Annotated in this window: 1 protein-coding gene; it reads left to right on the forward strand. The window is 57.6% G+C overall.

Going from position 1 to position 2,052, the window contains the following annotated elements; all coding sequences use genetic code 11:
* Positions 1 to 18: 18 nt before the first annotated feature.
* Positions 19 to 2,052: VCBS domain-containing protein (locus tag SHEWPOL2_RS21880; protein WP_275574631.1), on the forward strand; the 2,034-nt coding region annotated here is incomplete at its 3' end.

The following is a 2,052-nucleotide window of genomic DNA, read 5'->3' on the forward strand; positions in this document are numbered from 1 at the left end:
GAGACGCTCTCTATCCCCATCACAGTCACCGACAACGCTGGCGCAACTAGCACTGCGAATTTGACGATTACGCTCACAGGCAGCAACGATGGCGCAATCATTAGTGGCACAGATGCTAGTGCGGTCACCGAAGACACCCAGCTCACGACCCAAGGCCAACTCACGGTCACCGATATCGATGACCAAGAGTCAGCCTTCACGGCACAAGCGAACACCGCGGGCAACTACGGCAGCTTCACGCTGGCAGCCGATGGTCACTGGACCTACACGCTGGACAACAATAACAGTGCGGTTCAGGCCCTTGGCCAGAACGCCACGCTGACAGACAGCCTGACCGTGCAGTCGGTGGACGGCACGACACACACCATCACTGTCACCATCAACGGTCATGATGACGGCGCTGTGATTGCAGGTGTCGATAGCGGCGCAGTCACTGAAGACAGTAACGTGACTACTGGAAAAATCACCACGTCTGGACAACTGACAATCAGCGACCCGGATGTGGGTCAGGACCATTTCACCGCACAACCCCATGTGGCGGGCAGTTATGGCACGTTCAGCCTCGACGCCGACGGCCAGTGGCACTACAGCGCCGACAACAGTCAGAGCGCGGTTCAACAACTCAAGGCGGGCGAAACCCTCACCGACAGCCTCACAGTCCAGTCGGTGGGCGGCACGACCCACACAGTCACCGTCACCCTGACTGGCACGAACGATGCGCCGACGGTCACAGCGGGCACAGATATGGGATCGATTGGCGATGCATGCAGCCAGACCTACACCCAGACTCAGTTGCTGGCTCTGGTTCACGCCAGCGACGTTGACCACGACACCACGCTTTCGATCAGCAGCGTCAGCATTGACGCCCAGTACGGTACGTTTAGCCGCCACGGCGACAACTGGGTATTTACACCGATTACTGGCGTTACAGGGGACAAGGTACCAGTCACGATTACCGTCTCTGACGGCACGACAACAAGTAATGCTCAGAGCACTCTCACCATCGAAGCACACGGCGTATTAGCTATAAACAGTATCGACAACTCTCTGGCGGTGCAGACTACTGCTGGAGGCATCCACCACGTTCACGGCGCCAATCACCCGGGCCAAAGTGGGCATTGGAGCGGTAATGCTTACGAGGTTACCACTGGCGATATCACCGCCCACGGCTCGGCCGTTCGCGTTCACGATGGCAGCACTGTTACTGTGCACCTCGTCGATAAGCTCAACCCAGCTAATACCTTCGACCTCACCACTACCGTTACCGGCGGTCTGTGGACAGTCACAGTGCCGCACTCCCAGATAGATAAGGTCGGCAACCACGAATGGGCGGTGGACGTCACTACCACCGACCGCTATGGCACTACCCTGCACACCACAACCGAGATCATCGACGAAGGTAGTCTTAGCAAGGCGGTCACGGAAGGCGGTACTATCGCCACACTCGACCTGCTGGACGGTGCCGACGGCATGACGGTACAAAACCTCATGTATTCCACCGACGGCAAGCATTTCTCCAGCACTGTTCCGGGCGGTTTTATCTTCAGTCAGGATAGCCACTCCCTCCAGATCGACCCAACCCACCCAGACTATGATCGTCTGGCCGCCGGCGCGACGCACACCATCTACCTTAAGTACGACATCAGCGAGACGGTCGGTAGCGCAACGCAAACTGTGCATCAAACAGCTTTGATTACCTTCAATGGCACTAACGATGCACCCGTTATTTCGGCGGTAACCGGTACCTCTGGTTCTATCACCGAAGATTCAGCGACAACGACCACTAGCGGCACACTGACAGCCTCAGATGTTGATGCAGGTTCGCACCTCGCATGGTCGATTGCTAATACCGTTGGCACCTACGGCAGTGTGGCCATCGACGCGGACAGCGGTCAATGGACCTACACGATCGATAACCATCGCGCAGCGACCCAAGGGCTGGCGGGTGGACAATCTGGCAGCGAGACCTTTACCATTACCGTTACCGATGAGCACGGTGCAACAGCGACTCAGACCCTGACTATCGCCGTCGCAGGCACCAACGATGGCGCG

It is taken from the genome of Shewanella sp. POL2 (assembly GCF_000282755.1).
Taxonomy (GTDB): domain Bacteria; phylum Pseudomonadota; class Gammaproteobacteria; order Enterobacterales; family Shewanellaceae; genus Shewanella; species Shewanella xiamenensis.